Origin of the sequence: Vibrio renipiscarius (assembly GCF_000827885.1) — a bacterium.
Lineage (GTDB): Bacteria > Pseudomonadota > Gammaproteobacteria > Enterobacterales > Vibrionaceae > Vibrio > Vibrio renipiscarius.
In genome coordinates, this window is record NZ_JTKH01000024.1 from 607,904 (window position 1) to 631,112 (window position 23,209).

Consider the following 23,209-nt stretch of genomic DNA (forward strand, 5'->3'; position numbering starts at 1 on the left):
TGTAAACAAGCACCGATTCTGATTGAAATAAGAAGCTGACTGAATAACGCGCACAAAAAAAGGGTCGATAATATCGACCCTTTCATTTTGGATTCATCAACCAATATCGTTAATGATTAGCCTTCGTTACTGCTCAGCTCTAGCTTGCTTTGACGCTTTTCTTCACGCTCACGCTTACTGAAGATACGTTCAACAACAACAAAGAACAGTGGTACGAAGAAGATGCCTAGGAAGGTTGAACCCACCATGCCACCAAGTACACCCGTACCGATTGCATTTTGTGCGCCAGAACCGACACCCGAGCTGATCGCTAGAGGAACAACACCTAGACCAAATGCCAATGAAGTCATTAGGATTGGGCGTAGACGTACACGTACTGCGTGCAGTGTTGCGTCTCTTAGGGTTGCGCCTTTCTCGTAGTACTCTTTCGCAAATTCCACGATAAGGATCGCGTTCTTCGTTGCTAGACCAACCGTCGTCAATAGACCTACTTGGAAGAATACGTCGTTTGGCAAGCCACGTAGATTCATCGCAACAATCGCACCAACAACGCCAAGTGGCACCACTAGAATAACCGCAATCGGTACCGACCAGCTTTCATACAACGCGGCCAATACTAGGAATACAACTAGAATTGAGAGTGCGTATAGCGCTGGCGCTTGGTTGCCTGATAGACGTTCTTCGTATGATAGACCGTTCCATTCAATACCGTAGCCTGTTGGCAGTTTAGCCAGTAGGCTTTCGATATCAGCCATCGCTGCACCTGTGCTGTAACCTTGCACTGGCGCACCTTGGATGTTAACCGCAGGCATACCGTTAAAACGCTCTAGACGTGGTGGACCGTATTCCCAGCTGCCGGTAGCAAATGCCGAGAATGGTACCATTTCACCTTTGTTGTTTCGTACGAACCATTTATCAAGATCTTCTGGTTGCATACGGTACTGGTCTTCACCTTGCAGCATCACTTTCTTGATACGACCACGGTCGATAAAGTCGTTCACGTATGAACCACCCCACGCCGACGCTAGAACTGAGTTCACTTCTGAAATGTTCAGATTCAGTGCGCGCAGTTTCGTGTGGTCAATGTGCAATTGGTAAATCGGTGCTTCTTCTTGGCCGTTAGGACGAACACCCACTAGATTAGGGTTTTGTCCCGCCATACCAAGCAGTTGGTTACGTGCCGCAATCAATGCGTCGTGACCATGACCACTACGGTCTTGCAGATAGAAGTCGAAACCACCCGCCGTACCAAGCTCCATTACTGCAGGCGGAACGAAGGCAAATACCATCGCTTCTTTGATCTGCATGAAGGCGCCCATTGCACGGTTCGCTACAGATTGTACGTCGGTACCTTCCGCCGTACGCTCATCCCATGGTTTTAGGTTGATAAACGCCATACCCATGTTCTGACCCATACCCGCGAAACTAAAGCCCGCTACCGTAAAGACAGATTCAACTGATTCTGCTTCGTCTGTGTTCAGGTACGTTTCCATCTTATCCAGCACTTTTAGGGTGCTTTCTTGAGATGCGTTCGCCGGTAGGATTGCTTGCGCAAACATAACGCCTTGGTCTTCATCTGGTAGGAACGCCGTTGGCATACGTAGGAATAGGAAGCCGGTACCAATCGTGATCGCAATGAAAATCATAAACACACGACCCGTGCGTTTGATGATGCTTGCTACACCTGATTCGTAACGGTTCGTCCAGCGATCAAACCAACGGTTAAATGCGCCGAAGAAGCCTTTATCCGTGTAAGCGTGACCTTTTTCTACCTGCTTAAGCATGGTCGCACAAAGTGCTGGTGTGAGAACCATTGCCACCAATACCGATAGCGCCATCGCGGATACGATGGTGATCGAGAACTGACGGTAGATAACACCGGTCGAGCCTGACATGAAGGCCATTGGTACGAATACCGCAGACAGCGTTAGACCGATACCGATCAATGCACCCGTAATCTGGTCCATCGACTTACGCGTCGCTTCCAAAGGCGTACAGCCTTCTTCAGACATGATACGTTCAACGTTCTCTACGACAACGATCGCATCATCCACCAGCAAGCCGATGGCGAGTACCATTGCAAACATCGTCAGCATGTTAACTGAGAAACCAGCCGCCGCCAAAATACCAAAGGTACCCAGCAGTACAACCGGTACCGCAATCATTGGAATCAACGTCGCGCGGAAGTTCTGCAAGAACAGATACATGATAACGAACACAAGCACGATTGCTTCAAGTAGGGTCTTAACAACGCCTTCAATCGAGCTGCTTACAAACGGGGTTGTATCAAAAGGAATCACCATTTCTAGGCCCGGAGGGAAGAAGTCTTTCAGCTCTTCCATACGTTCCATAACGGCATCTTTCGTATCTAGGGCGTTTGCACCACTTGCTAACTGAATAGCCAGACCAGACGCGACTTTACCGTTGTAAAGACCCGTGATCATGTAGTTTTCTGCGCCTTTCTCAACTTTCGCCACATCGCTCAACAATACTTGCGCACCCGTTGAATCAGACTTCAGGACAATGTCGCTGAACTCTTCAGGGGTTTGCAAAAGTGATTGAGACGAAATCGTCGCGTTAAGTTGTTGGCCTTTCACTGACGGTGCGGCACCCAATTGGCCAGCCGATACCTGAGCATTTTGCTCACGAATCGCACCAATAACATCATTGGTGGTCAGGTTGTATTGGTTCATTTTTAGCGGATCAAGCCAGATTCGCATTGCGTACTGAGCGCCGAACACCTGAATATCACCCACACCCGCAACGCGGCTGATTGGGTCTTGGATGTTCGAAGCTACGTAGTCGCCAATATCGGCTTTATCCATGCTGCCATCTTCAGAAACGAAGGCGACAACCATCAAGAAACCACTACCCGCTTTGTTTACGCTGATACCTTGTGCCTGTACGACTTGAGGTAGCAAAGGCATCGCCAATTGCAGCTTGTTCTGTACTTGAACTTGCGCAATATCGATATCCGCTTCAGCGTTAAATGTCAGCTTGATTTGTGCGTTACCAAAACTATCACTTTCAGCCGAGATGTAGCGTAAGTGGTCAAGACCAGTCATACGCTGTTCGATAACCTGAGTGACCGAATCTTCAACCGTTTTAGCAGAAGCACCAGGATAGTTTGCGCTTACTACCACGGTAGGGGGCGCAATCGTTGGGTACTGCGATACCGGCAACGTACTGATAGACAGCACACCCGCCAGCATGATGATGATCGCAATAACCCATGCAAAGATCGGACGATCTATGAAATAACGAGCCATGTAGAATTCCTGTTAGCTTGCTTGAGCATCGCTCATTACTGAAGGAGCTACCGCAGCGCCTGGACGAATTTTTTGCAATCCTTCCACTACGATTTTGTCGCCTTCTTTCAGACCAGAAGTCACCAACCATTGATGATTGATCGCTTCCGCTGTCGTTACGATGCGCGCTTCTACTTTGTTCTCTACATCCACAACCATCGCTACCGCTTCGCCACGAGGGTTACGTGTGATCGCTTTTTGCGGCACAAGAATCGCCTTTGGATCGGTACCTACAGTCACGATAGTACGCACAAACATACCTGGTAGTAGCATGCTGTCTGGGTTAGGGAATTCAGCACGCAGTGTCACTGCACCTGTTGATTCGTTAACCGTCACTTCAGCAAACTTCATTGAACCTTTATGTTCGTAAACGCTGCCGTCTTCTAGAATCAAGTGGACTTCTGCCGTTTCAGGCTGATGAAGCTGGCCGCTTGCGATACGTTGCTTTAGACGTAGCATTTGCGTACTTGATTGTGCGATATCGATATTGATCGGATCAAGTTGCGAGATTTTTGCTAGCGCTTGACCTTGGTTTGCCGTTAACAGCGCACCCGCGGTAACGGTTGATTTACCAATTTGGCCTGAAATCGGAGCGGCTACTTTCGTGTACGCTAGGTTGATTTCTGCGTTATTGATGGCCGCTTTTGCTACCGCAACACTTGCTAGTGCTTCTAAGTAAGCCGCTTCCGCTTGATCAAAATCTTGTTGGCTGATTGCTTTCGTTTTCAACAGTTCATTAAAACGTTTTGCCGTCGCACTTGTTGATGCCAATGCCGCTTCCGCGCGTTTTAATTCAGCTTTTGTACTGATCAAAGCCGCTTTGTAAGTCGAATCATCAATTTGATATAACGACTGACCTTGTTCAACGTAACTACCTTCAGTAAAGCTACGCTCAAGTACAATACCATTTACCTGCGGACGAACTTCAGCTTCCATATAGGCACGGCTTCGACCAGGCAATTCCATAGTAATCGCTTGTGGTTGGCTTTTTAGCTCGATGATGCTGACTGGAACAGCTTTAGCCACTTGTTGCGGTGCCGCATGTGACGACATGTCACAACCAGAAATCCACAATGCAGCAGCAATCGCCGAAGCAATCCTAAGTTTGTTGTTCATTTAATCTCCAATATATACACATTACGACTTAAAAGAGGATCTGGACGACGCGTCAAAATAAAATTTCAAACACACCTAATTCCAATTTATCAATGCACAATAAATTCAAACCAGACACCCTCGTTTGAGTGCAATTTTTTCTTTACTATCCAGATGGTAAGTAAGACGGCTAAATATGCCACAAATACAAAAATCAAAGTAGATAAAAATACCCTAAATACGCATAAAAAAAACACATTCTAACAATTAATAATTTATAGATTAAGGTAATTAATGGTATCGATTAATAATATTTATTACTGTATTTTTTAACTTGCGCCCCCTCTAAAAGTGTGAACAAACGCAAACTCGATAAAAAATAGAAATACAACGTCGCAAAAATCACAAGCTCATGAATTTTAATGACTTTATTTTAAATAAGATAACAAATTCAAGTGAGGAGATAAACGCGGGCGTGTTAGTTATAGATATTTACAACTATTCTATTGACGCAAAAACATTTGTCTGTGCAGAGAAAAAATAGGCGGGCAATTTTCACGTTTGATTAATTTATCACCAAATATAAACGATTAAAAATAGAATCCATCCACACAAGATATCTGCATCACTTCCTTGTTTTTGCCCATACACATTCAAAAAATACCGACGATGTAGAATCACAAAAGAGATGGTAATACGTTTAATTTGCGCACGCCGCTGGCTAAATATCAATCAAACAGAACATACTGTAGGCTGAGAAAATCGGATTTAACGTGAGAGAGGGGTATTCGTTACTATTAGTGACATGGGAAGCATGAAATAAAAAATGACGCTAACTCTCTCCATGAAAATAGAAATAATTAGCGCCATTTAATCGTCGTTCGGAAACGAATGTTTAGCTAAAAGTGTTGATATAAAGTGCTTCTACTTTATCTCGCGCCCACTGGGTTTTGCGCAAGAACTTCAAAGACGACTTAATCGATGGATCACTGCTAAAGCAATTCACTCGAATTTCTTGGTGTAACCCTTTCCAACCATAATGTTCAACTAGGCGGGTCAGAATTTTCTCAAGGCTTAGGCCATGTAATGGATTATTTGCTTGTTGGCTCATTGAGCAGCTTCCTAAATCAATTGATATCATCGTTATCACAACGAGACAGCGCTGCGCTCGATCGCAGCTTAGATTGAACGATTTTAACAGATAACCCGCCAATCCCTATCGAATAAATGCAGCAAATGATTCAATCCTGTTTATTCAAACAAAGCCCCCTAAGCCAAGCCACCAAGAGCAAAACACTAGCGTGGGAACACTTTCTCAAAACGCTCGAGGACCAGTTCAGACTCTTCTTGGAAGTTAGCCCCTATATCGAGTGCATAGCGACTAAAGAATGCGATGTGTGCCTCACGCCACCACGCATACGTTCCATCCCCCTCACCTTCAGACTGAGCAAACACCTCAGTCACTTGATTGAATGGGCAAATCTCAACGCTCGTTAACTTTACGATACAGATGGGGATTTGATTCCAATCCAACACCACCGTTAAGCGGCCAACCACTGGTAAAGGTTCATCATCAATCTCGTAGCCCTCTTTTAAGCTACACGATGCGGTTTTGATGCCCTGATCCACTAAACGCGCACATTCGTTGGCGTTATATTCATCCGCACAAAAATACTCCGCGAAAACTTGCGGTATATCGTTGCGCTCTGCTTCCGTGAGTTGAGCAAGGTATTGGTCGAGAAACGCTTGTTGATTCGGGGTCATACTCTTCCTTGATATGAGTTTGAAAAGACTAAAAATCATATCACAACCGTCAAATGACGCCGACATTACACAAAAATAATGGATCGAAATCTAACTCGCCCCCTTTATTCGAGAGCCCACAACGCTATCGCTATAAGCGCAATACCCGTTCGATCTCACTAATGCTGGTTGGGTCATCGATGGTTGACGGTACGGTATAGCTTTCACCATCGGCAATCTGACGGATAGTACGGCGTAGAATCTTACCTGAACGGGTTTTCGGTAATCGCTCCACCACCAACGCATGTTTAAAGCAAGCAACCGCACCAATTGAGTCACGCACTTTGCTGACTAGCTCTCCCTCTAAGGTTATATCATCAATGCTGACGCCATCTTTGAGCACCACAAACCCAAGCGGCAGTTGGCCTTTAAGTTCATCATGAATACCGACCACGGCGCATTCGGCAATGGCCGGATGACCACCCACAATCTCTTCCATTTCACCAGTTGATAATCTGTGACCGGCAACATTAATCACATCATCAATCCGGCCCATGATAAATAGATACCCATCTTGATCGAGATAACCGCCATCGCCTGAAACGTAGTAACCCGGAAACTGGCTGAGATAACCACTCTCAAAGCGATCATGGTTGCGCCATACCGTCGGCAAGCAGCTTGGTGGCAAAGGGCGTTTCAACGCAATAAAGCCTTGTTGGTTCGCTTCAACGGCTTGGCCCATTTCATTTAAGATTGCGACTTGGTAACCGGGGACAGGCATCGTTGCTGAGCCGGCTTTCACCGGCATCATCTCGACACCCGTTAAATTACTCGCGATCGCCCAACCGGTCTCGGTTTGCCACCAATGATCAATCACCGGTTTATTGGCGTGGCTCACAACCCACTCTAACGTGGGTGGGTCTAGTCGTTCACCGGCCATAAAAATAGCGTTTAACTGGGATAAGTCATATTGCTTGAGAGACTCCCCTTGCGGATCTTCTTTCTTAATCGCACGAAACGCCGTCGGTGCTGAGAACAAAACATCCACTTGATACTCTTCGCACACGCGCCAAAACGCCCCTGGATCAGGCGTGCGTACCGGTTTACCTTCATACAAGATGGTAGTGCAACCATGAATTAGCGGCGCATAGACAATGTAAGAGTGGCCAACCACCCAACCCACATCGGAAGCGGCCCAAAACACCCCATCTTGCGGCATGTTGTAGATTGCGCTCATGGAATATTTCATTGCCACCGCATGACCGCCATTGTCACGCACCACGCCTTTGGGTTTACCCGTGGTGCCTGAGGTATAGAGGATATAGAGCGGATCAGTGGCCAACACAGGGACACAGGCATGAGGCAAGGCGCTTTGCTGTGCTTGCAGCCAATCAATATCACGCTCTTGATTGAGCTCCGCTTCACATTGCGGCCGCTGTAATACAAAGACGTTCTCAGGCTTCCAGCGACTGTCCATAATGGCTTGGTCAATCATCGGCTTGTATGGGATCAGTTTGTTGACTTCCACGCCGCACGAGGCGGTCATGATCACCTTAGGTTCAGCATCTTCGATTCGCACCGCCAACTCGCTGGGCGCAAAGCCACCAAACACCACCGAGTGAATGGCGCCCAACCGCGCGCATGCCAACATGGCCATCACCGCTTCTGGGATCATCGGCATATAGATCACTACACGGTCGCCTTTGGTTACACCTTGCGCAGCTAACATGCCTGCAATTACGGCGACTTGGTCGCGCAATTGTAGATAGCTATAGCGCAGCTTCACTCCGGTCACTGGTGAGTCATAAATCAAGGCGGTTTGCGCGCCTCGCCCCTGATCACAATGAGTATCGAGCGCTAACCAACAGGTATTCATCACTCCATCAGGAAACCAGCGTTCGATGCCATTTTCATCGTTGGCGAGAATGGTTTGTGGCGCTTGAAACCAATCAATGTTTTGCGCTTGGCGCTGCCAAAATTGCTCTGGTTTCTGTTGCGCCCATTGGTATTGTTCTTGGTATGCCGACATAGTGCTTCCTCCAGTATGTCTTCATTCGGCCGATACCCAAACACCCTCACGGAGTTTGAATAACCGGGCCGAAGCGATAAATGCGTAGATGTCGTCCTTGAATAAAGCGACTATTTGAACAAAGCGACTCACTCAGATGATCTAAGCGTTATGAGAAAATAGGATCGAACGGAACGCGCACCATCCCCTCCATTAAGACTCGCGCACTACGACTCATGGTGACTTTCTCTATCTGCCACTCGTCGTCCGTTTGACTCGATTGCGCCCCCACTTTTAGCGTTCCCGATGGATGACCAAAGGTCACCGCCGAGCGCACGCCGCCGCCCGCAGCAAGATTCACCAGCGTTCCGGGGACACACGCCGCAGACGCAATCGCCACCGCAGCGGTGCCCATCATGGCGTGATGCAATTTGCCCATCGACAAGGCCCGTACCAGCAAATCCACCTCATCGCGGGCAATGACCTTACCACTGGAAGAAAGACTCTCTTTGGCTTTAGAAACAAAAGCAATTTTAGGGGTATGTTGGCGGCTTGTGGCTTGTTCAATATTATTGATTAAGCCCATTTTAAGTGCGCCATAAGCACGAATGGTTTCAAACTTGGCCAGCGCTTGCTCGTCAGAATTAATCGCCTCTTGCAGCTCTGTGCCTTGATAGCCAAGTGAGTGAGCATCGATGAATATTGTCGGGATGCCCGCACTGATTAAGGTGGCGTTAAACGCACCAACACCCGGCACATCCAAATCATCCACTAGGTTTCCGGTCGGGAAAAGCTGCCCAGCTCCATCCGCGGGATCAACAAAATCAACTTGGATTTCGGCGGCAGGAAAAGTGACCCCATCGAGCATAAAGTCGCCGCACTCTTGCACTTGGCCATTGAGCATCGGCACACGCACCACAATGGTTTTGCTGATATTGGCCTGCCAGATACGCACCTCTGCAATGCCGTTGCGCGGCAGACGCTTGGCATCGACTAACCCAGCGTGAATTGCGAACGGACCGACGGCGGCAGAAAGGTTGCCGCAGTTACCGCTCCAATCGACAAACGGTTGATCAATCGAGACCTGACCAAATAAGTAATCAACGTCGTGATCAGCGCGCGTACTTTGGCTGACAATCACCGCTTTGCTGGTGCTGGAGGTTGCTCCGCCCATACCATCAATCTGCTTACCATAAGCATCAGGGCTGCCAATCACGCGCAGCAATAATTGGTCACGCGCCTCACCCGCCACTTGCGCCGCAGGCGGCAGGTCACTAAGGCGAAAGAACACGCCCTTGCTCGTACCGCCCCGCATGTAGGTCGCCGGTACTTTCATTTGCATTGCGTTGGAATGTTCAAGCTGACGGGCGTCATTGTGGCTTGCGGCCGAATGCCCTTCTTGTTTTGAGCAAAGCGTTTGTTTTAAGAAGCGAATTTTATTCATGATCTTCTTTCCCTCACTCCGCCAAAAAATCTTGGGCAAAGCGCTGTAACACGCCACCCGCTTGATAAACATGCACTTCATCGGCGGTATCTAAGCGACACGTCACGGCGACATCGATCTTTTCGCCATTGGTTCGGGTGATCACTAAAGCCAAATCGACCCCAGCGGCAATTTCGCCAACCACGTCGTAAAGCTCGGAACCATCCAGCGCTAAAGTGTGGCGATTTGTTCCCGCTTTGAACTGCAACGGCAGCACTCCCATCCCGACCAGGTTAGTACGGTGAATGCGCTCAAAGCCTTCAGCCGCAATCACTTCAACGCCAGCCAAGCGCACGCCTTTCGCCGCCCAATCTCGTGATGAGCCTTGGCCATAATCGGCGCCTGCTATCACAATCAAAGGTTGCTTACGCTGCATATAAGTTTCAATCGCTTCCCACATGCGCATCACTTGGCCTTCCGGCTCCACGCGAGCTAGGGAGCCTTGCACCACTTCACCATTGTCCTTAACCATTTCATTGAACAGCTTTGGATTGGCAAATGTCGCGCGTTGCGCGGTAAGGTGATCACCACGGTGCGTGGCATAAGAGTTAAAATCTTCTTCCGGCAAGCCCATCTTAGCGAGGTATTCTCCTGCCGCGCTGGTAGGTAAGATCGCATTGGAAGGCGAAAGGTGATCAGTGGTGATGTTGTCGCCCAAAATCGCCAAAGGCCTCATCGCCGACAAACTTCGCACTCCAGCAAGTGCACCTTGCCAATAAGGGGGACGACGGATATACGTGCTCATTTCGCGCCAGTCATAGAGCGGGTTAGCACTTTGCTGATCATCATCGAGTTTGAACATCTGAATATAAACTTGCCTAAACTGCTCTGGCTTGACGCTGGTCTTCACTACCGCATCAATCTCTTCATCACTTGGCCATAAATCACTGAGGTAAATCGGCTCGCCTTGGCGATTGATGCCTAACGCATCGCGCTCAATATCAAAACGGATCGTTCCCGCCAAGGCATAGGCAACCACTAAAGGAGGAGAAGCGAGAAAGGCTTGTTTGGCATAAGGGTGAATACGGCCATCGAAATTGCGATTGCCCGATAGCACTGCGGTCGTATACAGATCGCGCTCAATAATCTCTTGCTGAATGGCAGGTTCTAAGGCGCCACTCATGCCATTGCAGGTGGTACAAGCATAGCCCACGATGCCAAAACCCAACTGCTCAAGCTCAGTGAGCAAGCCCGCCTCTTCTAAATAGAGCTTGGCCACTTTGGAGCCTGGCGCGAAAGAGGTTTTTACCCACGGCTTGCGGGTTAACCCTAATTGATTGGCTTTTTTCGCCACTAGCGCTGCCGCCACCACATTACGTGGATTGCTGGTGTTGGTGCAGGAAGTAATGGCTGCGATGATTACCGCCCCATCGGGCAATACACCATCAGATAATGTATCCTTATTGAGTTGTAATTGGCTCGCGATGCCGCGCTGGGTAAGCTCAGAAGTGGGCAGTCGACGATGCGGATTTGAAGGACCTGCCATGTTGCGTGTTACGCTAGAAAGGTCAAACTCCAACACGCGCTCATACACCGCAGTTTGCAGATCATCGGCCCACAACCCTGTCTGTTTAGCGTAGTTTTCGACCAACGTTACCTGTTCTTCATCACGACCAGTCAGTTTCAGATAGTGAATGGTTTGCTCATCAATGTAGAACATGCCGGCGGTGGCACCGTATTCTGGCGTCATATTGGAAATCGTCGCGCGATCCCCAATGGTCAGCGCTCGCGCGCCTTCGCCAAAGAACTCCAAATAGCACGATACGACGCGCTCGTTACGCAGAAACTCGGTCATCGCCAGCACAATATCGGTGGCCGTAATACCCGCTTGACGCTGCCCTGTTAGCTTCACGCCGACAATATCCGGCAGGCGCATCATTGATGGTCGGCCCAGCATCACGGTTTCCGCTTCAAGGCCACCCACACCAATCGCAATCACACCCAACGCATCCACATGCGGGGTATGGCTGTCTGTCCCGACGCAAGTATCAGGATAAGCAATCCCTTGTTTGGCTTGCACCACTGGCGACATCTTCTCGAGGTTTATCTGGTGCATGATGCCGTTACCTGCGGGGATCACGCTGACATTTTCAAAGGCGGTTTTACACCATTCAATAAAGTGGAAGCGATCTTGATTACGACGATCTTCAATCGCACGGTTTTTATCTAATGCCTCGCGATCAAAACCGCCATGCTCAACGGCCAACGAATGGTCGACAATCAACTGGGTTTCCACCACCGGATTCACCTTGGCCGGATCGCCACCTTGATCGGCAATTGCATCCCGTAGACCCGCCAAATCAACCAAGGCGGTTTGACCTAAAATATCGTGGCAAACCACTCGCGCTGGATACCAAGGAAAATCCAAATCACGCTTACGCTCAATCAATTGTTTTAAGCTCATCTCTAACATTGCTGGAGCGCAGCGACGCACTAACTGCTCAGCTAAAATGCGAGAAGTGTAAGGCAGCGATTGATAGGCGTTTGGGGCGATGGCATTGACCGCTTCTCGCGCATCAAAATAATCTAAATCTATTCCTATCAGCGGCTTGCGATATTGGCTATTTATGCTCATAACCGAGTTCCTATTTGATTCTCTTTGATCCTAATCACCGCCTGCTAACATCAACCTTAGCAGGCCATCTGCTGTGTTTTTCTCGCTGACATTCATCGCTTAGAGATTGGCTCCCACGCTTGGTAATCAGGACCCGTGTAATCGGCGCTAGGGCGAATAATGCGGTTGTTCTCGCGTTGCTCATAAACATGCGCCGCCCACCCGGTTAAACGACTCATCACAAAGATAGGGGTAAATAATTTGGTCGGAATATCCATAAAGTGATACGCCGAGGCATGGAAAAAATCGGCATTACAGAACAGGTCTTTTTCACGCTTCATCACCGCTTCTACGCGTTCTGATACCGCATACAAATGGGTATCACCGACAGCGTGTGACAGCTCTTTCGCCCAGCGTTTAATTAAAGCATTACGCGGATCACTTTGACGATAAATGGCATGACCAAAACCCATGATCTTGTCTTTATTGTCCAGCATCCGCAGGATGTTTTGCTCCGCTTCATCCGGGGTTTGCCAGTTTTCAATCATCGCCATTGCGGCTTCATTTGCACCACCATGTAGAGGGCCACGTAGAGTGCCAATCGCAGCGGTTACGCAAGAGTGAATATCTGACAGCGTTGAAGCGCATACACGAGCGGCAAACGTTGAGGCATTAAATTCATGCTCGGCATACAAGATCAACGAGCAGTGCATCACCTGCTTTTGCATCTCACTCGGCGCTTTATCAGTGAGCATTTGCAAAAAATAGCCGCCCAGCGAATCTTGGCTTTGATCGTCCGTATCAATTCGCACACCATCGTGGCTAAAGCGATACCAATAACAAATCATGGCGGGGAACAATGCCAACATTCGTTCTGTGGCCGCCAACTGCTGTGAAAAATCGGTTTCTTGCTCTAAATTACCGAGTATTGAACAGCCGGTTCTCATCACATCCATTGGATGAGCATCCGCCGGAATCAGCTCTAACGCCTGCTTAAGCGGCGCAGGTAAACCCCGCAGCGCAATCAGATGGGTTTTGTAATTATCCAGCTCTTGTTGATTAGGTAGATGACCCCGCAGCAATAAATGGGCGACCTCTTCAAACTGAGCATGATTGGCCAGATCGGTAATATCATAGCCACGGTAAGTCAGGCCCGTGCCCGATTTTCCCACCGTGCATAAGGCGGTGCTTCCTGCGCTTTGGCCACGCAGACCCGCGCCCGTTGCGGTTGCATCAGTTGCTTGTGTAGAAGGCATGTTGAACTCCTTTTCTGTCTGGCAAGTTATCCTCTGTTGGGATGCTTTTTCGTCACCAGACGGTTTCACGTTATTGGTTATTTGCTGACTTATTTATTGAATAGTTATTTGTTGAGTAACTATTTATTGATTAGCCTGATTTTTATTGGGAAAGACGGTATTAAGTAAGTGGTTACTTCGCCTTTGAAGCAACTTCATCCTCTCGCGAAAACAGACTGTCGAGCTTATCTTCATAGGCGTGATAATCGAGGTGCGCGTAGAGTTCTTTACGCGTTTGCATCGAACTCAATAACGCTTCTTGATTGCCCACTTCAAGTAAATGGCTGTAAACCATTTCCGCCGCCTTGTTCATAGCGCGAAAGGCGCTTAATGGGTAAAGCACCATATCCACCTTGGCTTTGGCCAAATCTTCGCCGCCGTACAGTGGGGTTTGGCCAAATTCCGTGATGTTTGCCAAAATAGGCACATGCTTACCGCACGCTTCAGTGAGCGCATGAGAGAATTGCTCATACTGCTCAAGCCCATTAATTGCTTCAGGGAAAATCATGTCTGCGCCCGCTTGAACATAGGCTATCGCTCGTTGAATCGCGCCCTCAATTCCCTCTACTGCCAAGGCATCGGTACGCGCCATAATCACGAAGCTGGCGTCACTACGAGCATCGATGGCGGCTTTAATGCGGTCGACCATTTCTTGCTTACTCACAATGGCTTTATTAGGGCGATGTCCACAACGCTTTTGGGCCACTTGATCTTCCATATGAACCGCAGCAACACCGGCTTTTTCCATCGCCTTAATCGTGCGCGCAATATTGAATGCGCCACCAAATCCGGTATCAATATCGACCAGTAACGGCAAGTCACACGCATTAGTAATGCGTTCCACATCCACCAGCACATCGTTTAAAGTGGTAATGCCGAGATCAGGCAAACCGTATGAGGCATTGGCGATGCCCCCACCCGAAAGATAGATCGCTTGATGACCAATATTTTTCGCCATCATGGCGCAATAGGGATTGATGGTGCCGACAATTTGTAATGGATGATTATTTTCTACGGCGAGTCGAAACTTCGCTCCGGGTGACAAGTTCATATCAATGTCCTTATTGGTCGATACCGATGGCGGTCAGGCGAGTAGCGGTTCGCCTAGGCATGTTCAGCAAGAGATTTCAGTAAGCGATACTTGTTGTTCGATTAATTTTCGGCTGCCAGAGATATGGCGGCGCATCAGCATTTCTGCCAGCTCCTCATCGCGATCTCGGATCGCTTGTAAAATGAATTTATGTTCGTTGAGCGCCTCTTTTGGTCGCGACTGTGAACGTGGAGATTGGAAGCGATACATACGCAGTTGGTGATAAAGCTCGTCGCACAGCAAGGTGATGAGCTTTTGATTGCGGCTGGCTTTAATAATGCGGTAATGGAAGTCAAAGTCACCGTGTTGATGAAAGTAAGAAGCGCCTTCGACTTCATCAATATGGTTCGCATGCTTGGTTAACAAAAGCTCCAAGGCCAAAATCTCTGGTTGCTGAATATGGCGCGCGGCTAACCGTGCCGCCATCCCTTCTAACGCCTCACGCACTGCGTACAACTCAACTAACTTTTCTGGGCTTAAGGTAATGACTCGCGCCCCAACATGAGCGGCACGCTCAATCAATCCGAGTCCTTCAAGGCGCATGATGGCTTCTCGCAATGGCCCACGGCTCACTTGATAATATTTAGCCAGTTCAGGCTCAGAAATTTTGCTGCCGGCGGCAATTTGACCACTGACAATCGCTTCCACCAGCGACTCCACCAGCGATGCGGTGAGCGTGACAGACTTACTGCCCTCTTTGTCCGTGTTTAAATGGGACGGATTGACTTCAATATTCATATTTAATACTCAATTGACTCATGGTATTGCGAATCGGCCACAATACACAAAGTGTCAACAATTCGTTAACTTGAATACAAAGTAGACTATCCAAACGGCGACAATCAAGAAGATTGTCGACAATTTAGACTAAGGTATAACCTCGTTGTTATTCTGGAATAGACATAAAAAAGCCCTACTGACATGGCATCAGTAGGGCTGAAACAGAGCTTAGCGCGCTATTTTGAGTAAGCGGCGAGCGACAAATTAATCACGACTCTTTCTGTATTGTAAGAATGTCACCACACTCAATACCGCAAAGAAGGCAGGGTCGCTCCAACCAAAGCCGACAAAAATACCCGTCACACCCGCGTAAGTTGTGATCACCACACCAAGTAGGTTGGTCACCAGTAGCGCTTTGAGCAGTTGGTGCATCGCTTGGGCTGAGTCAATATTGCGCATCATTAAGCTAATAGCAGCAATGCCACCTAAAAAGATTGAGGTATGCTGAGAAAGAAAATACGCATACTGATCGTTAATTTCAACGCCATACACTGGCCACATAAGGCTAGGGATGAAAAACAGAGCGAAAGCGAATGTGGTGTAAATAGCACCGTGAAGTGTTAGAAAAGTTTTATTGTTCATCTTCATATTTCTTATTAAGTTGCTGACAGAAAGTTCATCGACTTTTTCGTTTGTCAGCAACGATTTGATTTACAGTGTGAATTGAGCAGGGTTCATTACGCTAACGGCGCGCGATTTATCTCGCTAAGCGGTTGATTAATATCAAAGATAACGCCTCGAATATTACTAATGCCCATTTGTTGCAAACGTGCAGAGTGCATCTCTAAGTAACGCTGAGCTGAGGCTTGATCTTCAAACAAATAGAGACCGCCACCCAGTTGCTCTTTCTCACTTTGCGTCCAGATCTTCCAAATAATACCCGGTTCTTGGTTAATCGACTCTGCGAGTCCTGTCATTGCCTGCACCATCTCTTCACCAAATGGGCCTTGAAAATCAAAATCAACTTGCAGTAATTTTGCCATCTCTACTCATCCTATATTTTCAAATATTGTATTGGGCTGAGCCACAACAAGTCGCTCACGTATTTCGATAGAGCGATTATTACCTTTATAAAACTGACAAAAAAGTTCATAATTTTGCCATTACCTGTCTAAAAAACTGACCAATGAGACTCAAAACCACTTTAGAGCAGTGGCAAACGCTGCATCAAATCGACCAGGCTGGCAGTATTCAAGCCGCCGCCGTCACGCTGAATAAAAGCCACACCACCTTGATTTATGCCGTGCGAAAGCTGGAAGAGCAGTTGGGAATTGAGCTCGTGGCGGTACAAGGTCGCCGCGCAGTGTTAACCGACCATGGTAAAACCTTACTGCGCCGCGCCCATTCAATGCTTGAACAAGCGCGTGAGTTAGAAATGATCAGCCAACAACTCAGTAGCGGTGTAGAGTCACAAATTACCGTCGCCATTGACCACTTGTGCGATCCAAACTGGCTCTATCAACCGATGCAGCAATTTTTGGTCGCCAATAGCGCAACCTCCATTCAGGTAATAGAAACTTCACTAAGCAAAACCACCGAAATGGTGGTGACAGAACAAGCCGATATCGCCATTATCAATTTGCCGATCACCAACTACCCTGCCGAAGCCTTTGGTACCACCACCATGGTGCCGGTCATTGCCAGCCATCATCCACTGGCCAGTAAAGCCTCGCTCTGCTTGGCGGATTTAGCGACCACGTGCCAGATCGTGGTGCGTGATTTGGGTGATAGTTCAGCGAATAAGCGTGATGTGGGTTGGTTGAAATCTCGCCAGCGCATCACAGTAGATAACTTTGATCACGCCTTTCGCGCTGTTGAGCAAGGCGTCGGCTTTTGTCGCCTCCCACAACATGTGGTTGAGCATCGCAACAGCGAGAAAATAAAAGTGATTAATTTAGAGCAGTCGGAGCGGTATCAGGTCGCATTGCACATCACGCTACCAAAAGGGGCCAAAACAGGCCCAGCCGCTCACGCCTTCTACCAGCAACTGTTGCAACAAACGCCATCAAGAACCTAGATTGGTTTTCGCTAACATACGCCAGCATAAAAAAAGAGAGCCCGACGGCTCTCTTTGGATTCGTTACTACAAAGTTGCAGCTATACATTACAGCTACACAGTGTATGTAACTTGACTACCGAGCGAGATAACACTCCGTAAGTGCTTCACCTTGCGCAGATTCACCACCGACAAACACCATGCCTTGTTTGGTCGTCATTGCGACACCATAAGCACAGCCTTGCGGTAAATCAGCAATGTGCTGCCATTGTGCGCCATCGAAGCACCAAACCTTACTATCGAAGGTTTTGCTCAGTCCTTGATGGCTATACCACTGCCCTTGCTGGTATTTTTGTTGGCTACCAATGAAAAATGCGCCGCCGGCGACGATCCATTGACCATTCAGTTCTCCACAATACGCCCCTGCCACACCTTCATGGCTTGGGTGAAGTTCATGAATCGATGGTAAGTACATCGACTCCACCACTTTGCCCTCTTTAAACTGCAATTGCTTGCTATGTAAGCTGCGCAGACCCGGCTTCACTTCCCCTTCCACTAAGGTTAAGCGATCACCATGGCGGAAGACGCCAGCACCACAGTTCGCTTGGAAAGGACTATCGCCGATAACGCGCCATTGCTGGGTACTCAGTTGATAGCCATAAACTTTGTCGTTCCATTGATAGTCATCAATCGCTTGAGACATGAACTGCACTAAACACGCTTGTTTCGCATCGGCATCATTGGCAATTAACGGCTCATTCAGCTGCGCCATCAACCCATCGAAAACCCGCTTGTTGTAGCCACCGACAAAGGCCAAGTTATCACGATCGAGAGCGAAACCAGCACCACCAAGCAATCCAACCGGAGTCGTCACTGCCACTTGTTGCCAACTGTCTTGTTGGCAATCGTAGTAATAACCATCATCCAGAACGGTCGTGTAATGGCCACCTTCCGCGACACCAGCACCAGAGAAAACATAACAGCCACCCTCGACTGGAATGCACACGGCATCATTACGCGCCACACCGGGAAACGGCGCTTTGGCTTGCCAATCTGAGCCACCGTCCATATCAAACGATAGCCACTGCTGGCCTAAGCTGCCAAGCCCAGCATAAATGACCTCGATGCTCTTCTCAGAGGTTGCGATGTCGCTAAATCCCACGCCGTTTTTCAATCCAGCAGGCAACGCCGCTAACTGTGTGAACTGAATTTTCATTGATTAATCCTGTTGTTCTACATGCTGACCATTCCAAGTTAACTTGGTGACTTTGGTACTGGCCGAACTATCTGGTTTCTCACCGCCAACCAGCAACACGCCATCGTTCACGGTAAAGGACAAGCCATACGCAAGCGGCTCGGTCAGGTTTTTATCTTGTTGCCACGCACCTTGATTGAACACGTAGGTTTCTGAATTGAAGGCTTTCGCTAAGCCGTTGTGAGCAAACATGTTGCCTTTATCAAAGGCCAATTTAGCGCCATGGAAGTTCGCCCCGCCCGCAACAAGTACGACGCCATTGCTGGTGCCAGCAAAGGCCCCCGCGACTCCTTCTTGCTGCAACTGAGACTCTGGTGTTGGTAGTGGGTGCTCACTTATCCACGGCTGGCTTTCACCAAATTGATACGATTTCACTTCTGCCGTGCGCAGGCCGGGTTTGATTTCACCACTGATGATCAACGCATTTTGCTCGTCCACCACTAAAGCCGCTCCGCAGTTTGGCAAATACGGCGAAGCACCAAGATCTTGCCACTGATTCGAGCTTGGATTGTAGCTCAGCACTTGTCGATTCCATTGGTAATCAACCGGCTTCATGCCCATAAAATCGCCGACGATCTTCTGCCATTGTTCTGGCGTCGCCTTTTTATCGGTGGTGATCACGTCATGCAGGTATTGGTCAAACAATCCCTTGTTGTAACCACCAAAGAAAACGATCTGTTGATTGTCTGGTGAATAGGAAGCGGCGCCGAGTAGCCCGACAGGGGCCTTGGTATTGACTTGCGACCACGCATTGGCATCGGTATCGAAGCGATAAACCGTTTCGAAAATAATCGGGGAAGCAGCCTTGCTGTCCGCTTTGCCTGAACCACCAAAAATATAGATGTCATCGTTAATCACGCTTGCGGTCGCGCCATCACGTGCCGGGCCAGAAAAGTCCGCTTGTGGCTGCCAACCTTTATCCAGTTGCTGCAGATCAAGCATATAAAATTGAGTGCCCATTGACCCAAGCCCAACATAAATCTTGGACTCTATTTGCGCACCAACACCGTTTTTCACGCCGTTGGGTAGATCAGGCCAAGTTTGATTGGCATAAGAAGCTGCGGAAAAAGCAGCAAGCAAAGGTAGTGTGAGTAGTACAGGGGTTAATGGTTTCATGTTATTGATTTCCTTATTATGAGCGGATTGTTTCTCCCTGATTTCCGGGGCAACACTCGCGTTAACAAAAATATTTTCCACAACCACACGTTTAGAAGATTTTTTTCTCCACATAAAAAGCAAAATAAAGCCCGCTCTTTGGCAGGCTAAATAAATTTGACGGTTACTTCAGTAGCGGAACAACCACTTCTGCCGTTTCGAGTACCGATTCAGAGTACTCTGGGTGCGCATCTAACAAGCTGTTGACCAACACATCCACCAGCAACAATGCCCCCACTTTCGACGCAAATGCACCACCGGTTAATGGCCCTTCCGGTCTTGCTGCGACTAACATCTCTGAACAAATGGCGCTCAGAGGACTATGGCTGATATTCGTCAACGCCACCACGGGTACTTTACGTGTATGAGCTTGTGTCGCAGCATGAATCACTTCACGCGTCGAGCCTGAGCTTGATACGGCAAACCATAAATCCCCCGATTGGCTTCTTACCGCATTCATTGCCGCAAGATGCGTGTCCTCGTACATGGTGACTTTCTTGCCGATTCGTAATAAACGAAACGCAAGATAACGACCGACAATGCTCGAAGCGCCCACGCCAACACAGCTAATAAAGCTCGCGTTATGCACCAAATCACAAATACGTTTAAGCGCCTTACGATCGATCAGTTGCGCAGTATCGAGCAAACTGGCCGACGCACTTTGCGCAGACACTTCACAAATATCGCCATCAGACTCTTGCGGCTGACGCACTTGGTTCTGCGACAAACCGACCGCCAGAGCCATACGAAAATCAGAATAGCCTTTGTAGCCCATATCTCGACACAAGCGCACAACAGTGGCTTCACTTGTTTCGGTATTACGCGCCAAATCGGTGATCGTTTGGTATTGAACGTCATTGGCATTTTCTAGGATATAGTCCGCGACTTGGCGTAATTTCTTACTCAGCGGTTCTATATTTGAACGCAATCGAACCAACAAATTTTTAGGCGTATTCACAGGTGCCTCTTCTATGCTTGTTTTGACCGCTAAAAGTAACAAAGTGATGGTCACTTTGACACATCCACCACGAATTAATTGCTCCGATTTGCTCTAAAAGGCAGCATGTAAGTCAATTATTCTTACATGCTGCGACGCAATTAGAGATTTACTCGGCTATTCGCGTAACGCTCTGCTTTCTACCGATTACAGGTTCATGAACCCCGCATCGCGCATTTTCGCTAACACATCCGCTTTTTGCGCATCGGTCAGTGAACGAATTGGCGTGCGTGGGTTACCCGCATCAATACCGTGCAATTGCATTGCCACTTTACCTGCCGCAACGCCGCCGTATTCAACCAATACGCGGATAATGGCGATCACTTTGTCCATCAACGCCGTCACTTTTGCTTGGTCGCCACGGTTAAAGGCTTCAATAATTTCTAAGTACAGTGGTGCTGCGTAGTTATAAGTACTACCCACAGCGCCTACCGCGCCCACCGCTAGGCCAGCAGGTAGGAACTCATCCACACCAAAAGGAATATCGTATTTACCATTAGCAACGCGAACGCAACGTTGGTATTCATACAGGTCAACATTGTTGAACTTCGCGCCCGATAGGTTTTCAATGCGCTCGCCACCTTTGATAAGGAACTGCTCAAGGTCAAGATTCACCCCAGACATACCAGAGTGGTAGTAGTAAAAGCCTTTTGACGGCGCAGCGGCTGCGATTTGCGCGCAATATTCCACCAAATCATCTACCGAGCCTGGTTTGAAGAAACAAGGACCAATCGCAGAGGTGGCTAAGATATCCAACGTTTCTGCGTGCTCAGTAAGCTCAACAGCATCGACAATACTCAGTGCGCCCGTGTGTAAAATCAGATCCAGTTTGCCATCCGCCGCTTTTACCCAGCGCTCAGCAATCGCTTTACGCTCTTCCACTGAACAGTGGATACCTTCACCAGTAGTGCCACACACGTAAGCACCTTTTACGCCTTGTGCAATCAAGACTTCGGCAATTTGGTCAATCGCGCCAAAATTGACTTTGTTGTTGATATCAAATGGAGTATGTGGAGCCGCAATAAGACCAGTTAGTTTTTTCATTTTTATATCCTAGAGAGTTAGAGCCGGTGCGTCCGGCTCATCACCATACAAGTTATCCCCGGCCACTTGGCGTTGCAGCGGTGTCGCCTGCAACATCAATGAGTCAGGAGTAGAATCGTTGTTATTGACCGTAGCCAAGGAAAATCTCAGGCAACAGCAGAGTGAATTGAGGGAATACCGCCACCAGCGCCAACACGATGAACAGCGGCACAAGCAGTGGCAACACACCACGAGTAAGCACGTGGAATGGAATGTCACCAACACGCGACACCACATACAGCGCCATGCCCATCGGTGGCGTTAAGATACCGATCATCAGGTTCAAGATAGCCATAACACCAAAGTGAACAGGGTCAATACCCACTGAAACCGCCACTGGCACAAGGAATGGCACCAACAGTAGTAGCAGTGCAAGTGACTCGATAAACGTCCCCAAGAACAACAGCAGTAAGTTGATCAGTAGCAACAGCACAAGCGGGTTGTCACTGATGGTTAAGAAGAAATCCGCCAGCATTTGTGGGAGCTGTTCACGGGCAACAATCCAACCAAATACCGTTACGCCCATTACCATCAATGCCACAACGGCGGTGTTGTTCACGGTTTCTTTTAGGATGTCGATGAAACTTTCAAGCGTAAGCTGTTTGTAAACCACAGTGCCTAAGAACAAAGCGTAAAGAGAAGAAACCGCCGCCGCTTCTGTTGGGGTGAATTTGCCTGAAAAGATACCGCCGATAATGATGATTGGCGTCAATAGCGATAGGAACGCTTCTTTAAAAGCAATCAAACGCTCACGACCCGTTGCACGAGGCAACACCATGTAGCCGCGTTTTTTACAGATGTAGTAGCTCATCACCATCAGCGCGATACAGCACATCAAGCCCGGAATGGCACCCGCCAAGAACAGAGCACCGATTGACGTACCCGACACCACACCGTAGATAACTAAAGGGATTGAAGGTGGTACCAGTGGACCAATTATGCAAGATGCCGCCGTTAGACCGCCAGCAAAGTCATCATCGTATTTTGCATCACGCATCGATTTAATTTCTAACTGACCTAAACCGCCCGCATCCGCCAGCGCCGATCCAGACATGCCAGAGAATAGGAGACTTGCCATGATGTTCACGTGACCAAGACTGCCCGTGATATGACCCATCATTGATTTAGCAAAGTTAAAGATGCGTTCTGTAATCCCCGCACTGTTCATCAAATGCCCAGTTAGAACGAAAAACGGTACAGACAGTAGCGTAAAGTTATCAACACCGGTGATCATTTGCTGAGCGGCAAAGTTGATGCCCGGGCTGCCAGTCACCAATAAGAAAATCAGTGCGACAAAAATAAGCGAGAATCCTACTGGCATCCCTGCAAACAGCAGACCTAACCAGCCAAAAATTGAAGTTGCCATG

General features: G+C 48.4%; 18 protein-coding genes. 1 reads left to right on the plus strand and 17 read right to left on the minus strand.

Features of this window, described 5'->3' with window-relative positions; all coding sequences use genetic code 11:
• Nucleotides 1-116 precede the first annotated feature (116 nt).
• The 12 genes from OJ16_RS16345 to OJ16_RS16400 form a co-directional block, all read right to left on the minus strand.
• Nucleotides 117-3,269 carry an efflux RND transporter permease subunit gene (locus tag OJ16_RS16345; RefSeq protein ID WP_040992305.1) on the minus strand — a complete coding sequence of 1,051 codons (3,153 nt, stop codon included), beginning with the start codon at nucleotides 3,267-3,269 and terminating at the stop codon, nucleotides 117-119.
• Between the two features lie 12 nt (nucleotides 3,270-3,281).
• Entirely contained in the window at nucleotides 3,282-4,424 is a 1,143-nt protein-coding gene (locus OJ16_RS16350; protein ID WP_040992306.1) for an efflux RND transporter periplasmic adaptor subunit, read from the minus strand.
• An 874-nt stretch (nucleotides 4,425-5,298) separates the two neighbouring features.
• A complete protein-coding gene (locus OJ16_RS16355) occupies nucleotides 5,299-5,514 on the minus strand; it encodes a VF530 family protein (protein WP_040992307.1) in 216 nt (71 codons plus the stop codon).
• Between the two features lie 185 nt (nucleotides 5,515-5,699).
• A complete protein-coding gene (locus OJ16_RS16360) occupies nucleotides 5,700-6,167 on the minus strand; it encodes an ASCH domain-containing protein (RefSeq protein WP_040992308.1) in 468 nt (155 codons plus the stop codon).
• Between the two features lie 130 nt (nucleotides 6,168-6,297).
• Nucleotides 6,298-8,175: a propionyl-CoA synthetase gene (locus OJ16_RS16365; protein ID WP_040992309.1), complete on the minus strand. Its 1,878-nt coding sequence runs from the start codon at nucleotides 8,173-8,175 to the stop codon at nucleotides 6,298-6,300.
• 148 nt (nucleotides 8,176-8,323) lie between these two features.
• A complete protein-coding gene (gene prpF, locus OJ16_RS16370) occupies nucleotides 8,324-9,496 on the minus strand; it encodes a 2-methylaconitate cis-trans isomerase PrpF (protein ID WP_173425026.1) in 1,173 nt (390 codons plus the stop codon).
• Nucleotides 9,497-9,611: 115 nt separating this feature from the next.
• A complete protein-coding gene (acnD, locus tag OJ16_RS16375) occupies nucleotides 9,612-12,212 on the minus strand; it encodes a Fe/S-dependent 2-methylisocitrate dehydratase AcnD (protein ID WP_040992311.1) in 2,601 nt (866 codons plus the stop codon).
• 92 nt (nucleotides 12,213-12,304) lie between these two features.
• Nucleotides 12,305-13,447 carry a bifunctional 2-methylcitrate synthase/citrate synthase gene (gene prpC / locus OJ16_RS16380; RefSeq protein WP_040992312.1) on the minus strand — a complete coding sequence of 381 codons (1,143 nt, stop codon included), beginning with the start codon at nucleotides 13,445-13,447 and terminating at the stop codon, nucleotides 12,305-12,307.
• Nucleotides 13,448-13,619: 172 nt separating this feature from the next.
• Nucleotides 13,620-14,537 carry a methylisocitrate lyase gene (prpB, locus tag OJ16_RS16385; protein ID WP_040992313.1) on the minus strand — a complete coding sequence of 306 codons (918 nt, stop codon included), beginning with the start codon at nucleotides 14,535-14,537 and terminating at the stop codon, nucleotides 13,620-13,622.
• A gap of 63 nt (nucleotides 14,538-14,600) precedes the next feature.
• Nucleotides 14,601-15,314: a GntR family transcriptional regulator gene (locus OJ16_RS16390; protein ID WP_040992314.1), complete on the minus strand. Its 714-nt coding sequence runs from the start codon at nucleotides 15,312-15,314 to the stop codon at nucleotides 14,601-14,603.
• Nucleotides 15,315-15,560: 246 nt separating this feature from the next.
• Complete coding sequence (locus OJ16_RS16395) at nucleotides 15,561-15,938, minus strand: hypothetical protein (RefSeq protein WP_040992315.1); 378 nt, start codon at nucleotides 15,936-15,938, stop codon at nucleotides 15,561-15,563.
• Nucleotides 15,939-16,033: 95 nt separating this feature from the next.
• Nucleotides 16,034-16,339, minus strand: a complete 306-nt coding sequence (locus OJ16_RS16400; RefSeq protein WP_040992316.1) for a monooxygenase — start codon at nucleotides 16,337-16,339, stop codon at nucleotides 16,034-16,036.
• Between the two features lie 143 nt (nucleotides 16,340-16,482).
• On the opposite strand from OJ16_RS16400, the gene OJ16_RS16405 reads away from it, so the two are divergent.
• On the plus strand, nucleotides 16,483-17,373 hold the full coding sequence (locus OJ16_RS16405; protein ID WP_040992317.1) for a LysR family transcriptional regulator: 891 nt from the start codon (nucleotides 16,483-16,485) through the stop codon (nucleotides 17,371-17,373).
• Nucleotides 17,374-17,488: 115 nt separating this feature from the next.
• Here OJ16_RS16405 and OJ16_RS16410 read toward each other — a convergent pair whose 3' ends face one another.
• The 5 genes from OJ16_RS16410 to OJ16_RS16430 form a co-directional block, all read right to left on the minus strand.
• Nucleotides 17,489-18,568 (minus strand): YjhT family mutarotase, encoded by a 1,080-nt coding sequence (locus tag OJ16_RS16410; RefSeq protein ID WP_040992318.1) that lies wholly within the window; start codon nucleotides 18,566-18,568, stop codon nucleotides 17,489-17,491.
• A gap of 3 nt (nucleotides 18,569-18,571) precedes the next feature.
• A complete protein-coding gene (locus OJ16_RS16415) occupies nucleotides 18,572-19,723 on the minus strand; it encodes an N-acetylneuraminate epimerase (protein WP_040992319.1) in 1,152 nt (383 codons plus the stop codon).
• Nucleotides 19,724-19,886: 163 nt separating this feature from the next.
• Complete coding sequence (locus tag OJ16_RS16420) at nucleotides 19,887-20,720, minus strand: MurR/RpiR family transcriptional regulator (protein ID WP_040992741.1); 834 nt, start codon at nucleotides 20,718-20,720, stop codon at nucleotides 19,887-19,889.
• Between the two features lie 186 nt (nucleotides 20,721-20,906).
• Entirely contained in the window at nucleotides 20,907-21,803 is an 897-nt protein-coding gene (locus OJ16_RS16425) for a dihydrodipicolinate synthase family protein (RefSeq protein ID WP_040992320.1), read from the minus strand.
• 121 nt (nucleotides 21,804-21,924) lie between these two features.
• Nucleotides 21,925-23,208, minus strand: coding sequence for a TRAP transporter large permease (locus tag OJ16_RS16430; RefSeq protein WP_040992321.1), 1,284 nt, complete (start codon nucleotides 23,206-23,208; stop codon nucleotides 21,925-21,927).
• Between the last annotated feature and the right edge of the window lies 1 nt (nucleotide 23,209).

Bases quoted from the DNA above. Each gene is read 5' to 3' on its own strand.
- OJ16_RS16345 (WP_040992305.1), bottom strand. From the start codon at position 3,269: ATGGCTCGTTATTTCATAGATCGTCCGATCTTTGCATGGGTTATTGCG.
- OJ16_RS16350 (WP_040992306.1), bottom strand. From the start codon at position 4,424: ATGAACAACAAACTTAGGATTGCTTCGGCGATTGCTGCTGCATTGTGG.
- OJ16_RS16355 (WP_040992307.1), bottom strand. From the start codon at position 5,514: ATGAGCCAACAAGCAAATAATCCATTACATGGCCTAAGCCTTGAGAAA.
- OJ16_RS16360 (WP_040992308.1), bottom strand. From the start codon at position 6,167: ATGACCCCGAATCAACAAGCGTTTCTCGACCAATACCTTGCTCAACTC.
- OJ16_RS16365 (WP_040992309.1), bottom strand. From the start codon at position 8,175: ATGTCGGCATACCAAGAACAATACCAATGGGCGCAACAGAAACCAGAG.
- prpF (WP_173425026.1), bottom strand. From the start codon at position 9,496: ATGCAAATGAAAGTACCGGCGACCTACATGCGGGGCGGTACGAGCAAG.
- acnD (WP_040992311.1), bottom strand. From the start codon at position 12,212: ATGAGCATAAATAGCCAATATCGCAAGCCGCTGATAGGAATAGATTTA.
- prpC (WP_040992312.1), bottom strand. From the start codon at position 13,447: ATGCCTTCTACACAAGCAACTGATGCAACCGCAACGGGCGCGGGTCTG.
- prpB (WP_040992313.1), bottom strand. From the start codon at position 14,537: ATGAACTTGTCACCCGGAGCGAAGTTTCGACTCGCCGTAGAAAATAAT.
- OJ16_RS16390 (WP_040992314.1), bottom strand. From the start codon at position 15,314: ATGAATATTGAAGTCAATCCGTCCCATTTAAACACGGACAAAGAGGGC.
- OJ16_RS16395 (WP_040992315.1), bottom strand. From the start codon at position 15,938: ATGAACAATAAAACTTTTCTAACACTTCACGGTGCTATTTACACCACA.
- OJ16_RS16400 (WP_040992316.1), bottom strand. From the start codon at position 16,339: ATGGCAAAATTACTGCAAGTTGATTTTGATTTTCAAGGCCCATTTGGT.
- OJ16_RS16405 (WP_040992317.1), top strand. From the start codon at position 16,483: ATGAGACTCAAAACCACTTTAGAGCAGTGGCAAACGCTGCATCAAATC.
- OJ16_RS16410 (WP_040992318.1), bottom strand. From the start codon at position 18,568: ATGAAAATTCAGTTCACACAGTTAGCGGCGTTGCCTGCTGGATTGAAA.
- OJ16_RS16415 (WP_040992319.1), bottom strand. From the start codon at position 19,723: ATGAAACCATTAACCCCTGTACTACTCACACTACCTTTGCTTGCTGCT.
- OJ16_RS16425 (WP_040992320.1), bottom strand. From the start codon at position 21,803: ATGAAAAAACTAACTGGTCTTATTGCGGCTCCACATACTCCATTTGAT.
- OJ16_RS16430 (WP_040992321.1), bottom strand. From the start codon at position 23,208: ATGGCAACTTCAATTTTTGGCTGGTTAGGTCTGCTGTTTGCAGGGATG.